Source organism: Novosphingobium naphthalenivorans NBRC 102051 (genome assembly GCF_001590985.1).
In the GTDB taxonomy this organism is placed as follows: domain Bacteria; phylum Pseudomonadota; class Alphaproteobacteria; order Sphingomonadales; family Sphingomonadaceae; genus Novosphingobium; species Novosphingobium naphthalenivorans.
In genome coordinates this window covers 1-15387 of record NZ_BCTX01000033.1, presented here as the reverse complement: position 1 = coordinate 15387, position 15387 = coordinate 1, and the positions used below count along the sequence as shown (strand labels likewise).

The following is a 15387-nucleotide window of genomic DNA, read 5'->3' as shown; positions in this document are numbered from 1 at the left end:
CCCATGGACGACGCAACCCAGGCCCTGATCGACCGGATCACCGCCGATACCGCTCCGGTGCGCCCGCTGCGCAAGGGTCGGGGGCTGGCGCTGGCCGGGCTGGCTTTCGTCGTGACGCTCGTCGCCATGCTGTTCCTGCTGGGCGCGCGGCACGGGCTCATGACCGGGCACGTGTCGGTCGATTTTCTGGTCGCGAACGGGCTGCTGCTGATGCTCGGCCTGTCCTGCGTTACGAGCGTGGTGGCGATGGCCTCGCCGCAAGTCGGTGCCGGGCACGACGGGCCGAAATGGGCGATCGCGATGGCGGGTGTGCTGCCGGCCGCCGGCATCCTGGCCGCGACGGCGCCGGACGGCGTGGGCCTCATGCATGTGGAAGGCGTGCACTGCATGGTCCTGGGCCTTGCTGCCTCGGTGCTGATCGCGGCGGCGCTGTTCGCCTGGCTGCGCCGGGGCGCGCCGGTGTCGCAGCGGCTGGCCGGGTTCTACCTCGGTGTGGGATCGGGCGCGCTGGGTTCGGTCGCCAACGGCATGGCCTGCGCGGACGATTCCATCGCACACCTCGGCATCTGGCACGTGGCGCCGGTGGTGATCGGGGCGCTTGTCGCGCGTTATGTCATTGCGAGGTGGCTGCGCTGGTAATCAGATCCGCCGCTTCTCCAGCTTGCGCGCCAGCGTTCGTCTATGCAGCCCCAGGCGCCGCGCGGCTTCGGAGATGTTGAAGTCGCACTCCACCAGCGTGCTGTGGATGTATTCCCATTCCAGCGTCTTGATCGAGCTCTTGCGGCCATCGACGGGCACGTCCGGGTCGCCCTGGGTGCTGGCGAAGGCGGCTTCGATATCGTCGGTGTTGGAGGGTTTGGCGAGGTAGTGGGCGGCGCCCAGCTTGATCGCCTCGACGGCGGTGGCGATGCTGGCGTAGCCGGTGAGCACGACGATATGTGTATCCGGCCGCAGCGCGTGGAGCGACTGTACCACCGCCAGTCCGGAATCGGCGCCGAGCTTGAGGTCCACGACCGCGTAGTCGAAGTTCGAGGCCTTGGCCCGCTCCTCTGCCTGCGGGGCGGAGGCGGCCGAAGAGACCACGTAGCCGCGGCGCTCGAACGAGCGGCGCAAGGTGCGCGCGAAGGCTTCGTCGTCCTCGACGATGAGCAGGGTACGGCCAGGTTCGCTCATGTCCCTGTCGCTCATGTGGGTTTCTCCTTTGCATAGGCCAGCGATGCCAGCGGCAGGGTGAGCCTGACAGTCGCGCCGCGCGGCTCGCGGTTTTCGACCGCGACCCGGCCGCCCAGCTTGCGCACGACGTTGAAGACGAGGAACAGGCCGAGGCCGCCGCCGTCGCGCCCCTTGGTCGAGGCATAGGGTTGGCCCACGCGGGGCAGCAAGTCGGGCGCAAAGCCGGGACCCTGGTCGCTGACGGCAATCAGAAGGTCGTCGTTTTCGCGCGCGATTTCAAGGATCACGAGGCCGGGCGAGACTTCCTGGGCATTGTCGATCACATTGCCGATCACTTGCCGCAGCCCCGGATCGGCGACGATCGCGACGTCATCGCCGAAGCGGTCGATGAAGCGCAGTTCGCCGTCCATGCGCGATTGCCAGTCGGCGGCGATATCGCCGAACAGTGCCCGCACGCTGGACACCGTGGGGTTCTCTCCGCGCAAGTCGCCGGCCGACATCAGGATGCCGCTGACGATCGTCTTGCAGCGGTCGAGCTGGGTGCGCATGTCGGTGAGGTCTTCGCTGAGATCAGCATTCGCGGCGATCTCGGGCACATGCGACCAGTCGCCGAGGATCACCGAGATCGAGGAGAGCGGCGTGCCCAGCTCGTGCGCCGCGCCCGAAGCGAGCAGGCCCATGCGGATGATGTGGTCTTCTTCGGTCGCCTGCTGGCGCAGTTCTTCCAGCGCCCGGGCGCTTTCACGCCGGTTGCGGTCGAGCCGGACCACGAAGAACACCAGCAGCACCGCGGCCAGCACGAAGCAGAACAGGCTGCCGAGCTGGTAGAGGTGGAACTGGTGTGCGGCATGGCGGGCCGGCAGGTCCAGCGGGACATAGGCGAACGTCAGCAGCAGCATGGAGAGGCTGGCCAGCAGCGCGATCAGCCAGCTCCAGCGCGGCTCCAGAATGACCGTGCCGATCACGATCTGCAGCAGGAACAGGAACGTGAAGGGATTGGTCGTGCCGCCGCTGTGGTAAAGTTGCCAGCACAGTGCGGCGACGTCGATCACCAGGGAATTGAACAGCTCGCTCTGAGAGAATTCCTCGCGCCGCTGCAGCAGGCTGGCGGTGGCCAGGTTGATGAGGATGAGCAGCAGGGGCGCCATCAGCAGCGGCATCAGCGGCAGGCGCACTTCCAGGATCTGCGCCACGGCCACGATCGTTGCCAGTTGCCCGAACACCGCGATCCAGCGCAGCTGCATCAGCAGCAGCACATTGCGCCAGCTTTCGCTGCGCGAGGGGGGGATAGGGGCAATCAGGCGCATCATGCCTGTGCCCTATGCCCTGCGATGCCACACAACGCCAATACCCACTGCCGAAAGCACGGCCATGGCGAACCATGTCAGGGCATATTGCAAGTGGTTGTCGGGGAAATGGATGACGGTGAGACCGGGCACCGGCGCGGGGTGTCCTGCGGCGGGAGAGGAGGCGGTCTCGGTCTGGGCGTCGATGAAGACCGGGGCAGCGGGGCCGGCGTGCTTTGCTTGCGACAGGGCCGCCAGATCGCGCGAGTACCAGCGGTCTTCCTGCGGGCGGTTGGACTGGAGCAGGCTGCCGCCCGGTTCGCTGGGACGCACGAGGCCGGTGATGGAGACCGGCCCCGCAGGCGCGGTCCTGCCGGCCTGGGCCGCGGTCGTGCCGGCGGGAAGGAAGCCGCGATTGATCCAGACGGTGCGTCCGTCGCTCATGCGCAGCGGGGTCATGGCCCAGTAGCCCGTGCCGAGATCGGTTGCAGCGCGCACGAGGGCGGTCTGCGGGCCCGCGTAGGTGCCGGAGACCTTCACGCGCAGGTAGTCGAGCGTGCCCGGCGCGGCCGAGGTCAGGCGCGGGGCGGAGGGCAGGGGGGCGGGGGCGGCATGGACCCGTGCGTCCACGCGGGCGATCAGGTCATGCTTCCAGTGCAGGCGCTGCACTTGCCACAGGCCGAGCGCCACGAATGCGGCCAGCGCAAAAAGCAACAGCAGGGTCAGCCCCCAGGGCCGCCCTGCTGCAGTGGTGTCTTGTGCCCCGGTGGGGGCGGTCAGGGCAGTTGTCCCATGTCGTGGCTCGTCATCGGCATCATGTTGTGGTTGAGGTGATACATCACCCACAGCGAGCCGGACAGCGCGATCACGACCAGGATGATCGTGAAGATCAGCGCCATGACCGTCCAGCCGTTCTCCGACTTGGTGTTCATGTGCAGGAAGTAGATCATGTGGACCACGATCTGCACCACGGCGAAGGCCATGATGACGAGCGCGGTGGCCTGCTTGTCGGCAATCGCGCCGCTCATCACCAGCCAGAACGGAATGGCGGTGAGGACGACCGAGAGGATGAAACCGATCACATAGTCGCGGAGCGAGCCGTGGCTTTCGCCGTGCCCGTCGTGATCATGATCGTGGGCGGCGTGGTGGTTGGCAGCGCTCATCGCAGCATCCCCATGAGATAGACGAATGTGAAGACGCCGATCCAGATGACGTCGAGGAAGTGCCAGAACAGCGAGAGGCACATGAGGCGGCGCTTGTTGGCCGGGATCAGGCCCTTGGTGCTGATCTGCGCGACCAGCGTGAACAGCCAGATCAGGCCGAAGGTCACGTGCAGACCGTGGGTGCCCACCAGCGAGAAGAACCCGGTGAGGAAGCCCGAACGCATCGGCGTGGCGCCTTCGTGGATCAGGTTCGCGAACTCGTAGAGCTCGATCGAAAGGAAGGCGGCACCGAACACCGCGGTGATCAGCAGCCAGCTGATCGTCGCGCCCTTCTGGTTCTTCGCCATGGCCAGCATGGCAAAGCCGTAAGTGATCGAGGAGAACAGCAGCATCGCCGTGTTCACCGCGACCAGCGGCAGTTCGAACAGATCCTTGGGGCTGGGCCCTGCGGCATAGTTGCCGCCGAGCACGCCGTAGGCCGCGAACAGCATCGCGAAGATGAGGCAGTCGCTCATCAGGTAGATCCAGAAGCCCAGCATGGTGCTGGCGCCTTCGGGATGGTGATGCGGTTCAAGCTCGTAGAACGCGGCGGTGAGCTGTTCCGGGCTGGCGGCCGGGGTGGAGGGCGGGGTGGTCATGGTATCCATGGTCGTGGCGTTCATGGCTCAGGCTCCCGCAGGCGCGAGCTGGCCGAGGGCCGCCGCTTCGGTCGCGGTCACTTCATCGGCAGGGATGAAATAGTCGCGGTTGTAGTTGAAGGTGTGGAAGATGGCATAGCCGATCATCCCGGCGAAGGTCAGGCCGGCGAGCCACCAGATGTGCCAGATCATCGCGAAGCCGAACGCCGTGGCGAGGCCGCCGAGGATGATGCCGGCTTCGGTGTTCTTGGGCATGTGGATCGCCTGGAAATTGCCGGTCGGACGCGGGGCGCCACAGCGCTTCATGTCGTCCCAGGCGTCGATTTCGTGGACCACCGGGGTGAACGCGAAGTTGTAGGCCGGCGGCGGCGAAGTGGTCGACCATTCGAGCGTGCGGCCGCCCCAGGGATCGCCGTCCACGGCCAGTTCCTTGCGCTTCCAGATCGAGTAGCCGACCTGGACGATGAAGGCGCCGATACCCACTGCGATCAGGGCCGCGCCGAAAGCGGCGATCAGGAACCAGATCTGCAGGTTCGGATCGTCGAACACGCGCATGCGGCGGGTCACGCCCATCAGGCCGAGCACGTAGAGCGGCATGAAGGCGAACCAGAAGCCGATGGCCCAGCACCAGAAGCTCAGCTTGCCCCAGCCTTCGTGCAGCTTGAAGCCGAAGGCCTTGGGCCACCAGAAGTTGATGCCCGCGAAAGTGCCGAAGACGACGCCGCCGATGATCACGTTGTGGAAGTGCGCGATCAGGAACAGCGAGTTGTGCAGCACGAAGTCGGCCGGGGGAACGGCGAGCAGCACGCCGGTCATGCCGCCGACCGTGAAGGTCAGCATGAACGCGATGGTCCACATCATCGGCAGCTCGAAGCGGATGCGGCCGCGGTACATCGTGAACAGCCAGTTGAACAGCTTCGCGCCGGTCGGGATCGAGATCACCATGGTGGTGATGCCGAAGAACGAGTTGACGCTGGCGCCCGAGCCCATCGTGAAGAAGTGGTGCAGCCAGACGATGTACGAGAGGATGGTGATGACCATCGTGGCGTAGACCATCGAGGTGTAGCCGAACAGGCGCTTGCCGCAGAAGGTCGAGGTGACTTCCGAGAAGATGCCGAAGCAGGGCAGGATCAGGATGTAGACCTCGGGGTGGCCCCAGATCCAGATCAGGTTCACGTACATCATGGCGCTGCCGCCGAAGTCGTTCGTGAAGAAGTTGAAGTCGAGGTAGCGGTCAGCCGTAAGCATGCACAGCACCGCGGTCAGCACCGGGAAGGCGGCGACGATCAGGATGTTGGTGCACAGCGCGGTCCAGGTGAAGATCGGCATCTTCATCAGGTCCATGCCGGGCGCGCGCATTTTCACGATAGTGCTGATCAGGTTGACGCCGGACAGCAGCGTGCCGACACCTGCGATCTGCAAGGCCCAGATCCAGTAATCGACGCCGACCCAGGGGCTGTAGGCAATGCCCGACAGCGGCGGATAGGCCAGCCAGCCGGTCTGGCCGAACTCGCCGATGAACAGCGAGAGCATGACCAGCACGGCGCCCGAGGCGGTCATCCAGAAGCTGAAGTTGTTGAGGAACGGGAAGCTGACGTCACGCGCGCCGATCTGCAGCGGCACGACGTAGTTCATGAACCCGGTGACGAAGGGCATCGCCGCGAAGAAGATCATGATCACGCCGTGGGCAGTGAAGACCTGGTCGAAGTGATGCGCGTTGAGATACCCTTCCGAGCCGTTGAAGGCCCAGGCCTGCTGCAGGCGCATCATCACCGCGTCGGCAAAGCCGCGCACGAACATGATGAGGCCCAGCACCATGTACATGATGCCGATCTTCTTGTGGTCGACGCTGGTGAACCACTCTTTCCAGAGATAGCCCCAGACCTTGAAGTAGGTCAGCGCGGCAACGAGGGCGATACCGCCCAGCGCCACGGCGGCGAATGTGGCCCAGACGATGGGCTCCTGCGGGATCGCATCCCACCACAGACGGCCCAGCAACGGGCTCCAATGATTGTGAACTACCGATTCCATGTCTGTCAGTTCCGGGAAATCAGGGGGGAATGCGCCGCGTGCTCTTCGCCATTGTCGAAAGCGACGGACTTGGGAGCGATGGACTGCGGGGCGGTAAGGCCGGCGCCGCTCAGCGACTGCAGATTGGCGGGGGCCTTGACGATATTGTCGGGCGCCGCGCCGGGATCCTGCTGGCACAGGGCACGGACCCAGGCGAGCTCACGGCGGGTGGCGGCGTCAGGATTGGCATTGGCTGCGGCCGAAGCCGCGCGGCCGTACTTGTCGTAGGCCAGCATCGAGACGTTGCGGATGCCGGCCTTGCCAAGCCCGCCGCGCGCGTCGATCGCCATCATCTCGCTCATGCACATCTTGCCGGGCTCGACGCACATGTTGAGGATCTTGCCGTAAAGGTCGGGCGAGACCGAGGCGTAACGGGCCGCAGGCACGTTCTCGCTCGGCTTTTCGAGTTCGAGATAGGTGGCAGCGTCCAGCGCTCCGGCGTTGTCCTGACCACCGGCCTTCACGCCGTCCGCCCATTTCGTGAAATCGGCTTCCGTGACCGAGCGGGTCTTGAAGCGCATGCCGGAGAAGCCCGCGCCCGAATAGTTGGCGGAGAAGCCGACGAAATCGTCGCCGGTCTTGTTCATCACCGCGTTGAGGCGGGTCTGCATGCCGGGCATCGCGTAGATCTGGCCGGCCATCGCGGGCACGTAGAACGAGTTCATCACGCTCGATGCGGTGATCTTGAAATCGAGCGGGCGGCCTGCGGGCACGACCAGTTCGTTGACCGTGGCGATACCTTGTTCGGGGTAGATGAACAGCCACTTCCAGTCGAGCGCGACGACTTCGATTTCCAGCGGCTTGGCGTCGTGTGCGACGGCCGTCTTGGTGTCGATGCGGCCGATCGTGCGGTAGGGATCGAGCAGGTGGGTGCCCACCCAGGTCAGCGCGCCGAGGCAGATGATGATCAGCAGCGGAGCGGCCCAGATGACGAGTTCGAGCTGGGTCGAGTGATCCCACTCAGGCTGGTAATCGGCGTCCTTGTTCGAGGCGCGGTATTTCCACGCGAAGAACACGGTCAGGGCCATGACCGGGACGATGATCAGCAGCATCAGCACAGTCGACATGACGACAAGGTCGCCTTGCTGCTGTGCGACATCACCGGCCGGCTTCAGCACGACGGTGTTGCAGGCGGACAAGGCTCCCGTCAGCGACAGGGCAGCCAGGACTCGGGCCAATACGGGCGTTTGGCGCGGATTTGGGCGGGAATCAGGGTGGCGCATGGCGCTGCGGGTAGGCCCGTGCTGCGAATGCGAACATAGGACATTTTGTCCAATCCCCTTGACCGCGATCAATGACGATAGGGCCGCAGTGTGTCGCCGGGTGCATACGCGCCTGGCCAGATGATTCGTCCGTTGCCGGTGCGCCTTCTGGCGTGAGGCGCGGACCTGACTACGAAGGCCGCGAAATCGAGATGAGCACCGTCCCCCAGACCCGCGAAGCGCTTGGTTTGCCGATTTTCAGGGAGCACCACAAGGTGTCCCCGGCGGAGATCGCAATCGGCGTCATCATCGGCCGCACGTCGGAGTTCTTCGACTTCTTCGTCTATGCCATCGCCTCGGTGCTGGTGTTCCCGAAGCTGTTCTTTCCCTTCGTCGATGCGCTGACCGGCACGCTCTACTCCTTCGCGATCTTCTCGCTGGCCTTCATCGCCCGCCCGGTGGGATCGCTGGTGTTCATGGGGCTGGACCGGGCCTATGGCCGCGGCACCAAGCTGACGATCGCGCTGTTCCTGCTCGGCGGCTCGACTGCCGCCATTGCGTTCCTGCCGGCCTATGCCGATGCGGGTATGACCTCGATCTGGCTGCTGGCGCTGCTGCGCCTGGGGCAGGGCTTTGCGCTGGGCGGCACCTGGGACGGTCTCGCCTCGCTTCTCGCGCTCAACGCGCCGGAGGAAAAGCGCGGCTGGTATGCGATGATCCCGCAGCTCGGCGCGCCGATCGGCCTGATCGTGGCCAGCCTGCTGTTCGCCTACATGGTCACGTCGCTTTCGGCCGCCGACTTCCTCGACTGGGGCTGGCGCTATCCCTTCTTCGTGGCTTTCGCGATCAACGTGGTGGCGCTCTTTGCCCGCCTGCGCATCGTCGTGACCGAAGAGTTCGAGCACCTGTTCGCCAGCCGCGACCTGCAGGCCGTCAGCGTTTCCGCGACGATCCGCACCGAGTGGAAGACCATCGTGATCGGCGCCTTCGCGCCGCTCGCCAGCTTTGCGCTGTTCCACATGGTGACGGTGTTCCCGCTTTCGTGGGTCTATCTCTTCACCCGTGAGACGCCGGTGGCCTTCTTGCTGATCGAGGCCACGGCTGCCGCTTTCGGCGTGGTCGCGGTGATTGCCTCGGGCCGTCTGGCCGACCATTTCGGCCGCCGCCGCCTGCTCGGCGGCTGCGCGGTGGGTATTGCCGTGTTCTCCGGCTTCGCCCCGCAGCTGCTCGATGCCGGGACGGTGGGCGAGATCACTTTCATGGTCGTCGGCTTCGTGCTGCTGGGCCTCGCCTTCGGTCAGTCCTCGGGCGTCGTTGCCTCGGGCTTTGCGACCGAGCACCGCTACACCGGCTCGGCCTTCACCAGCGACTTGTCCTGGCTGGTGGGCGCCGCCTTCGCGCCGCTGTCCGCGCTGCTGCTGTCGGTGAACTTCGGCCTGATCGCCTCGGGCGCCTATCTGCTCTCGGGCGCGCTGGCGACGCTGGTGGCGCTCTGGCTCAACACCGGGCTGGCCGGGAACAAGTAAGAGTAAGTTCTCTCCTCTCCAGGGGAGAGATACGCAGGCTTGCGTCCGCAGGGCGCTAGCCGGAGTTGAGAGGGGCAGGCCTCCGCGCGGTTTCCCCTCTCCCAACCCTCTCCCCTGAAGGGGAGAGGGCTTTTTATTATCTATCCTGTCCGCATGAAGGCATGTGGACAGGATAATCATAAATGGAACATAATAGGAACATTGAAGTGATTCGCGTGATGTTCCCTTATGCTCCGGAGCCCGGCCTCTAACTCTCTTTCTGCATCTCCCGGCGCGGCCGGGCAGGATTTTCCGTGGCCTGCGCCGGGGCATCTGCATGAAGTCCATGCCGATGCCGAAGCGCTGGCCGCAGCTATGGCGTTCACTCTCGCCGCAGCAGGCCGGGGCAGCGCGAAGCCGCTGCTGCTGGCGCGCTGCCCGCGCCGGGCGGCACTGCCCGTGCAGATCTATGGCGAGGGGCTCGCGGGGCTGGGCGTGGACCCGGCGCGTCTGCTGATTGTCGAGGCGAAGGACGATGCCGCGCTGCTGCAGGCCGGGCTCGATGCGGCGCGCTGCGCGGGGCTGGCGGCGGTCCTGCTGGAAACCTGGGGCGCGCTGCCGCGCTATGATCTCACGGCCAGCCGCCGTCTGGTGCTGGCCGCCGAGAAGTCCGGGGTGCCGGTGATCGTCCTGCGCGGCGGGGCGGTTCCCCGCGCCAGCGCCGCGCACACGCGCTGGACCGTTCGTCCCGTGCCCTCCGTGCCCTGGCTGGCTGATGCACCGGGCCTGCCTGCCTGCGAAGTGGAACTGTCGCGGCGGCGGGGCGGGCCTTCCGGGATGCGCTGGCGGCTGGAGTGGGAGGACGCGGAAGGGGCGGAGACAAACGGAGGCTTCCATGCCCGACGAATCCATAAGGGGAGTATCGATACCGCGCCGCTATCTGGCGCTGTGGTTCCCGTGGTTCCCGTGCGAGCGGATGCGCCGGGCGGGGGAGATGTCGTCGTCCGGACCTTTGGTCCTGGTGGCGCGGACGGCCAATGCCCTGCGGCTGGCGGCGGTGGACGCGCAGGCCAGCCGGCAGGGGCTGGCGCCGGGGATGGCGCTGGCCGATGCGCGGGCGCGCTGTCCCGGCCTGACGAGCTTGCCGCATGATGGCGAAGCCGATGCCCGCGAACTGGAGCGGCTGACCGCGCGGATGCAGCGCTTCACGCCGATGGCGGCGCCTGATCCGCCGGACGGGATCATGCTCGACATCACCGCCTGCGCGCATCTGTCCGGCGGCGAGGCGGCGCTGGCGCGCGAGGCCATGGCGGAGGCGGGCTATACCGCGCGCCATGCCTTCGCCGATCATGCCGCTGCGGCGCGGGCGCTGGTGCGGTATGGGGGCGAACACAACCCATCTCCCCCACCCTCGTCATTGCGAGTCCGCAGGCCGAAGCAATCCAGGGCGGTTTACGCCGACTCTGGATCGCCGCGCGGCTTCGCCACTCGCCATGACGAGGGGGATGGAGAGGAGCAACGCATCCGCGCCTTGCCGATCGCCGCGCTGGAATTGCCGGAAGATGCGCAGTCCGGCCTGCGCCGCGCAGGGCTCGTCACGTTGGGCGATCTCGCGGTGCGGCCGATGGCGGCACTGGCCGCGCGTTTCGGCGAGGAGACGGTGGGGAAACTGCGCGCGGTGCTGGGCGAGCAGGACAGCCCGATGGTGCCGCAGCGCCCTTCGGTTCCGCTTCGCGCCGGGGCCCGCTTTGCCGAGCCTATCGCCCGCACCGACTTCGTGCTGGAAGTGATCGAGGACCTGCTGGCCGATCTCTCCCGCCAGATGGAAGCACGGCACCTCGGCGGGCGGCGTTTCACGGTCCGGCTGGAGCGTACCGATGGCGCGAGACGGCGCCTCACCGTCGATACCAGCCTGCCCAGCCGCGATCCCGCGCGGATCATCCGCCTGTTCCGCGAGCGGATCGAGACGCTGGCCGATCCGCTCGATCCCGGCTTCGGCTTCGATGCGATCGCTCTGGCCGTCACCCGCACCGATGCCCTGCTTCCCACCCAGATCGACACCGCCAGCAAGGCAGGCGCCGAAGCGGAGGGCATTGCCGCGCTGATCGACCGGCTGACAACGCGTTTCGGGGCAGAGGGCGTGCTGCGTGCCGCTTTCCGCGATACGCATATTCCGGAGGCAGCGCAGCAGGCCGTGCCCGCGATGCACGCTGCCCCGGCCGCATGGCCTGATGTCAGCGGCGGGCAGCCCCGGCCCTTGTTCCTGCTCGATCCGCCCCAGCCGGTCACGGCCATGGCCGGTGTGCCAGATGGCCCGCCGCAGCGGCTGCGCTGGCGCGGAAAGGTGCACGAGGTCGTCCGGGCCGAGGGGCCCGAGCGGATCGCCGCCGAATGGTGGCACAGACCGCAGGGCCATGTGGCGGGCGGGGCAGGGCTCACGCGCGACTACTACCGGATCGAGGATGCGCAAGGCGGCCGCTATTGGGTGTTTCGCCACGGCCTCTACGATGAGACCGGGGAGCCGCGCTGGTATGTCCACGGCCTCTTCGCATGACCTTCATCGAACCTGTCGCGGCCAGCGCCTACAGCTTCCTGCGCGGCGCCTCGCATCCCGGCGAGATGGTGGCGCGGGCCCATGCGCTGGGCATGGCGGGCATCGGCATCGCCGACCGCAACACCGTGGCGGGCGTGGTGCGCGCGCATGTCGCATGGAAAGCACCGGGCGTGCGCGAGAGCGGCTTTCGCCTGCTCACCGGCGCGCGGCTGGTCTTTGCCGACGGAACGCCGGACATTGTGGCCTATCCGGTCGACCGCGCCGGCTGGGGGAGGCTGACGCGGCTGCTCACGCTGGGCAACCGGCGCGCGGAAAAGGGCGATTGCCTGCTGCATCTGCCCGATCTGCTCGGCCATGCCGAAGGGCTGGCGCTGATCGCCATGGACGGTGCGCCGGACTTGCTGGCTGCGCTCAAGGAGGCCGCGCCGCATCTGTGGCTCGCCGCCACGATGCCGCGCAGCGGGCGCGACGCGCGCGAACTGGCGCGGCGCCTCGCGCTCTCCGCCGAAACGGGCGCGCCGCTCATCGCCACCAATGATGCGCTCTATGCCGGGCCGGAATGCCGCCCCCTGCACGATGTCATGACCTGCATTCGCGAGGGCACGAGCGTACAGGCCGCCGGGCGGAAACTCGCCGCCAATGCCGAGCGCTATCTGAAGCCCCCCGCCGAAATGGCCCGCCTCTTTGCCCGCTGCCCCGAAGCGCTCGCGGCAGGGGCGGATCTGCTGTCCGCCATCCGCTTCACGCTGGAGGATCTGCGCTACGAATATCCGCACGAGCCGGTCCCGCCCGGCCATACGCCGCAGGGCTGGCTCGAACATCTGGCAGGCGAGGGCGCCCGGGCCCGGTTCCCCGAGGGGGTGCCAGAGCAGTACCGCCAGACGCTGGCCGAGGAATTCCGCCTGATCCGTGAGCGGCGCTACGCGCCTTACTTCCTTACTGTGCATGACATCGTGGCCCATGCCCGCTCGCTCGATCCGCCGATCCTGTGCCAGGGGCGCGGCAGCGCGGCCAATTCGCTGGTGTGCTATTTCCTTGGCGTGACCCCGATCGATCCGGTGAAGGAGCAATTGCTGTTCTCCCGCTTCCTCTCCGAAGCGCGCGACGAGCCGCCCGATATCGATGTCGATTTCGAGCATGAGCGGCGCGAGGAAGTGATCCAGTACATCTACCGGCGCTATGGCCGTGAGCGCGCCGGGATTGCCGCCACGGTGATCCATTACCGCCAGCGCAGCGCGATCCGCGAAGTGGGCAAGGCGCTGGGGCTGACCGACGATGTAACGGCGGGCCTCTCGGGCACGATCTGGGGCAGCTATGGCGGCGGCGAACTGCCCGAGGCGCGGCTGGCCGAGGCGGGGCTCGATGCCGCCAATCCGGAACTCGCCCGGCTGCGCGATCTGGTGGGCAGCCTGCTGGAATTCCCGCGCCACCTCTCGCAGCACGTCGGAGGCTTCGTGCTCACCGAAGGGCGGCTCGATGAACTGGTGCCGATCCATAATGCGGGGATGCCCGACCGCACGTTCATTGAGTGGGACAAGGACGATATCGACGCGCTCCACCTGATGAAAGTCGATGTGCTGGCGCTGGGGATGCTCACCTGCATCCGCAAGAGCTTCGATCTGATGCGTGAACACAGGCTGGGCGATCTCGTGCTGGCCACGGTCCCGCGCGAGGATGCGGCGACCTACAGGATGCTCCAGAAGGCTGACAGCATGGGCACGTTTCAGGTGGAAAGCCGGGCGCAGATGTCGATGCTGCCGCGCCTGAGGCCGAAGGAACTCTATGATCTGGTGATCCAGGTGGCGATCGTGCGGCCCGGGCCCATTCAAGGCGGCATGGTCCACCCCTACTTGCGCCGCCGCAATGGCGAGGAAGCGGTGGAGTTTCCCGGACCGCCCGGCAACAAGGACGAACTGCGCGCGGTGCTGGGCAAGACGCTGGGCGTGCCGCTGTTTCAGGAACAGGCGATGAAGCTCGCCATTGTCGCGGCGGGTTTTACCCCTGCCGAAGCCGATGGGTTGCGACGCGCCATGGCGACGTTCCGCCGCAACGGGACGATGCATTTCTATCAGGAAAAACTGGTGGAGGGCATGACCCGGCGCGGCTATCAGCGCGATTTCGCCGAGCGCTGCTTCGAACAGATCAAGGGGTTCGGCGACTACGGCTTTCCCGAAAGCCACGCGCAGGCCTTCGCCTGGCTGGCCTATGTTTCGAGTTGGCTGAAATGCCATTACCCGGCCGTGTTCACTTGCGCGCTGCTCAACAGCCAGCCGATGGGCTTCTACGCGCCGTCGCAACTGGTGCAGGATGCGCGCGCGCATGGCGTGGACGTGCGTCCGATCGATGCCGCCGCCAGCCAGTGGGACAGCACATTGGAAGGCGAGCGCGTGCTGCGCCTCGGCCTGCGCCAGATCGGCGGCTTCCGCGAGGACTGGGCGCAGGCCCTGTATAAGGCGCGCGGCCTGAGGGCCTTCGCGGACATTCAGGATCTGGCGAGCCGCACCGGCCTGCCTGCGCGGGCCATGGCCCTGCTGGCCGATGCCGACGCGCTCGGCTCGCTGGGGCAGGGGCGTCGCCAGGCCGGGTGGGACGTGCGCCGCCTGCCGCCCAAGCAGCTTTCGCTGTTCGCCGCGATGGAAGCCCCTGAACTCGGCGCCGAACCCGATGCCGCCTTGCCGGTCATGCCTTTGTCAGAGGAAGTCGCGGCCGATTACCAGACGTACCGCCTCTCGCTCAAAGGCCACCCGATGCAGTTCCTGCGCGCAGGCTTTGCGAGGGAAGGCGTGCTGAGCTGCGCAGACGTCAACGCCGCGAAGGACGGGGCGCGGGTGCGCTGCGCGGGCGTAGTGCTGGTGCGCCAGCGGCCGGGTAAGGGCAATGCCGTGTTCATCACCATCGAGGACGAGACCGGCGTGGTCAACGCGCTGCTCTGGGCGCGCGACTTCGAACAGCAGCGCCGCCCGGTCATGGCCGCCCGCCTGGCCGAGATCGCAGGCGAGGTCCAGCGTAGCAAGGAAGGCGTGGTGCACTTGATGGCCAAGCGGGTTACCGACCGCTCGGCCTTGCTGGCGCGGCTGGACGGGACTTTGCCTGCCGACCTGAAGGAAGAGAGGGCCCCGGCGGCTCCTCGTTCGCGCCATCCGCGCAATGTGCGGATTTTGCCGCGGTCGCGGGATTTTCATTAGCAGATCGCCGGAAATCAGGACTGAGGCGGCCTCGGCGCCACGCGGTAGCCCTCATCGGGTGTAATCCAGCGGGCCGGCTTTCCGGGCAGCGGCAAATCCACCCTTTCAACTTGCCCTATCTTGATGAGCTGACCATCGCTCTCGCGAAGCCCTTCGCAGACTTTCTGACCCATCAACGGTTCAAAAACCTTACTCAGCTTTTCGATCACCATAGCGTTGCGATCTGGAGGCAATGGCACGCCATTCGCGCGAACAATGGCCTTCTGCAGGTCTGCCATTTCCATGACGCCGCACATGGCTCCTGCTTCCATATGAACAACTGAGGTTGTCTCGAGCGTGATGGGTTTGTCGGGAGCGATCAAGGTTTCGCCTGTGTCCCGCAGCACACTATCGGTGTCTACAGTCAGACGATCAATAGTGGAGCACGTCTTGCTCTCCGTATCAGGATTGGAGCACAACATCTTACCAGATTTGAATTGAGCAAGCATGTCGGTTTCAGGCGCGTTTGTTGTGGCAAGTGCTAAAAACAGTATGATCAAGACAACTTCCTCAAAATGGTCGGTGGCAAGTTAACTCTCGAAAATGACAGTGCAAAGTGAGCGAGGTGATCT

At 66.2% G+C, this 15387-nt stretch carries 13 protein-coding genes; 5 read left to right on the top strand and 8 right to left on the bottom strand.

Annotated elements, in window-relative coordinates; translation table 11 throughout:
• Positions 1-3 precede the first annotated feature (3 nt).
• Positions 4-639, top strand: a complete 636-nt coding sequence (locus tag NN5_RS12200) for an NrsF family protein (RefSeq protein WP_067734378.1) — start codon at positions 4-6, stop codon at positions 637-639.
• On the opposite strand, the gene NN5_RS12195 is transcribed toward NN5_RS12200, so the two are convergent.
• The 7 genes from NN5_RS12195 to cyoA all read right to left on the bottom strand — a co-directional run bounded on the left by NN5_RS12195 (position 640) and on the right by cyoA (position 7553).
• The gene (locus NN5_RS12195) at positions 640-1188 is read right to left on the bottom strand and encodes a response regulator transcription factor (RefSeq protein WP_067734377.1); all 549 of its coding nucleotides are present in this window, start codon (positions 1186-1188) and stop codon (positions 640-642) included.
• Positions 1185-2483, bottom strand: a complete 1299-nt coding sequence (locus tag NN5_RS12190) for an ATP-binding protein (protein WP_067734376.1) — start codon at positions 2481-2483, stop codon at positions 1185-1187. The genes NN5_RS12195 and NN5_RS12190 overlap by 4 nt, the downstream gene beginning before the upstream one ends.
• Before the next feature lie 9 nt (positions 2484-2492).
• Entirely contained in the window at positions 2493-3173 is a 681-nt protein-coding gene (locus NN5_RS12185; protein ID WP_245656444.1) for an SURF1 family protein, read from the bottom strand.
• Between the two features lie 62 nt (positions 3174-3235).
• The gene (cyoD, locus tag NN5_RS12180; protein ID WP_067734375.1) at positions 3236-3622 is read right to left on the bottom strand and encodes a cytochrome o ubiquinol oxidase subunit IV; all 387 of its coding nucleotides are present in this window, start codon (positions 3620-3622) and stop codon (positions 3236-3238) included.
• Positions 3619-4284, bottom strand: a complete 666-nt coding sequence (gene cyoC / locus NN5_RS12175) for a cytochrome o ubiquinol oxidase subunit III (protein ID WP_067734374.1) — start codon at positions 4282-4284, stop codon at positions 3619-3621. Before cyoC ends, cyoD begins: the two co-directional genes overlap by 4 nt.
• A 3-nt stretch (positions 4285-4287) precedes the next feature.
• Entirely contained in the window at positions 4288-6291 is a 2004-nt protein-coding gene (gene cyoB, locus NN5_RS12170; protein ID WP_067734373.1) for a cytochrome o ubiquinol oxidase subunit I, read from the bottom strand.
• A gap of 5 nt (positions 6292-6296) precedes the next feature.
• Positions 6297-7553 carry a ubiquinol oxidase subunit II gene (cyoA, locus tag NN5_RS12165; protein ID WP_067734372.1) on the bottom strand — a complete coding sequence of 419 codons (1257 nt, stop codon included), beginning with the start codon at positions 7551-7553 and terminating at the stop codon, positions 6297-6299.
• Positions 7554-7744: 191 nt separating this feature from the next.
• Between cyoA and NN5_RS12160 the strand changes: the two genes are divergently transcribed.
• The 4 genes from NN5_RS12160 to NN5_RS12145 all read left to right on the top strand — a co-directional run bounded on the left by NN5_RS12160 (position 7745) and on the right by NN5_RS12145 (position 14776).
• On the top strand, positions 7745-9058 hold the full coding sequence (locus NN5_RS12160; protein WP_067734371.1) for an MFS transporter: 1314 nt from the start codon (positions 7745-7747) through the stop codon (positions 9056-9058).
• Between the two features lie 228 nt (positions 9059-9286).
• On the top strand, positions 9287-10189 hold the full coding sequence (locus tag NN5_RS27290) for an ImuA family protein (protein ID WP_373280336.1): 903 nt from the start codon (positions 9287-9289) through the stop codon (positions 10187-10189).
• Positions 10080-11591, top strand: a complete 1512-nt coding sequence (locus NN5_RS12150) for a Y-family DNA polymerase (protein WP_373280337.1) — start codon at positions 10080-10082, stop codon at positions 11589-11591. The genes NN5_RS27290 and NN5_RS12150 overlap by 110 nt, the downstream gene beginning before the upstream one ends.
• Positions 11588-14776 carry an error-prone DNA polymerase gene (locus NN5_RS12145; protein WP_067734369.1) on the top strand — a complete coding sequence of 1063 codons (3189 nt, stop codon included), beginning with the start codon at positions 11588-11590 and terminating at the stop codon, positions 14774-14776. Before NN5_RS12150 ends, NN5_RS12145 begins: the two co-directional genes overlap by 4 nt.
• A gap of 14 nt (positions 14777-14790) precedes the next feature.
• Here NN5_RS12145 and NN5_RS12140 read toward each other — a convergent pair whose 3' ends face one another.
• Positions 14791-15315, bottom strand: a complete 525-nt coding sequence (locus NN5_RS12140; protein ID WP_157081117.1) for a hypothetical protein — start codon at positions 15313-15315, stop codon at positions 14791-14793.
• Between the last annotated feature and the right edge of the window lie 72 nt (positions 15316-15387).

What these genes read in the sequence shown, in the direction of transcription:
- cyoD (WP_067734375.1), bottom strand. Translation starts at nt 3,622, where the DNA reads ATGAGCGCTGCCAACCACCACGCCGCCCACGATCATGATCACGACGGG.
- NN5_RS12145 (WP_067734369.1), top strand. Translation starts at nt 11,588, where the DNA reads ATGACCTTCATCGAACCTGTCGCGGCCAGCGCCTACAGCTTCCTGCGC.
- cyoC (WP_067734374.1), bottom strand. Translation starts at nt 4,284, where the DNA reads ATGAACGCCACGACCATGGATACCATGACCACCCCGCCCTCCACCCCG.
- NN5_RS12195 (WP_067734377.1), bottom strand. Translation starts at nt 1,188, where the DNA reads ATGAGCGACAGGGACATGAGCGAACCTGGCCGTACCCTGCTCATCGTC.
- NN5_RS27290 (WP_373280336.1), top strand. Translation starts at nt 9,287, where the DNA reads ATGCTCCGGAGCCCGGCCTCTAACTCTCTTTCTGCATCTCCCGGCGCG.
- cyoA (WP_067734372.1), bottom strand. Translation starts at nt 7,553, where the DNA reads ATGCGCCACCCTGATTCCCGCCCAAATCCGCGCCAAACGCCCGTATTG.
- NN5_RS12190 (WP_067734376.1), bottom strand. Translation starts at nt 2,483, where the DNA reads ATGATGCGCCTGATTGCCCCTATCCCCCCCTCGCGCAGCGAAAGCTGG.
- cyoB (WP_067734373.1), bottom strand. Translation starts at nt 6,291, where the DNA reads ATGGAATCGGTAGTTCACAATCATTGGAGCCCGTTGCTGGGCCGTCTG.
- NN5_RS12200 (WP_067734378.1), top strand. Translation starts at nt 4, where the DNA reads ATGGACGACGCAACCCAGGCCCTGATCGACCGGATCACCGCCGATACC.
- NN5_RS12160 (WP_067734371.1), top strand. Translation starts at nt 7,745, where the DNA reads ATGAGCACCGTCCCCCAGACCCGCGAAGCGCTTGGTTTGCCGATTTTC.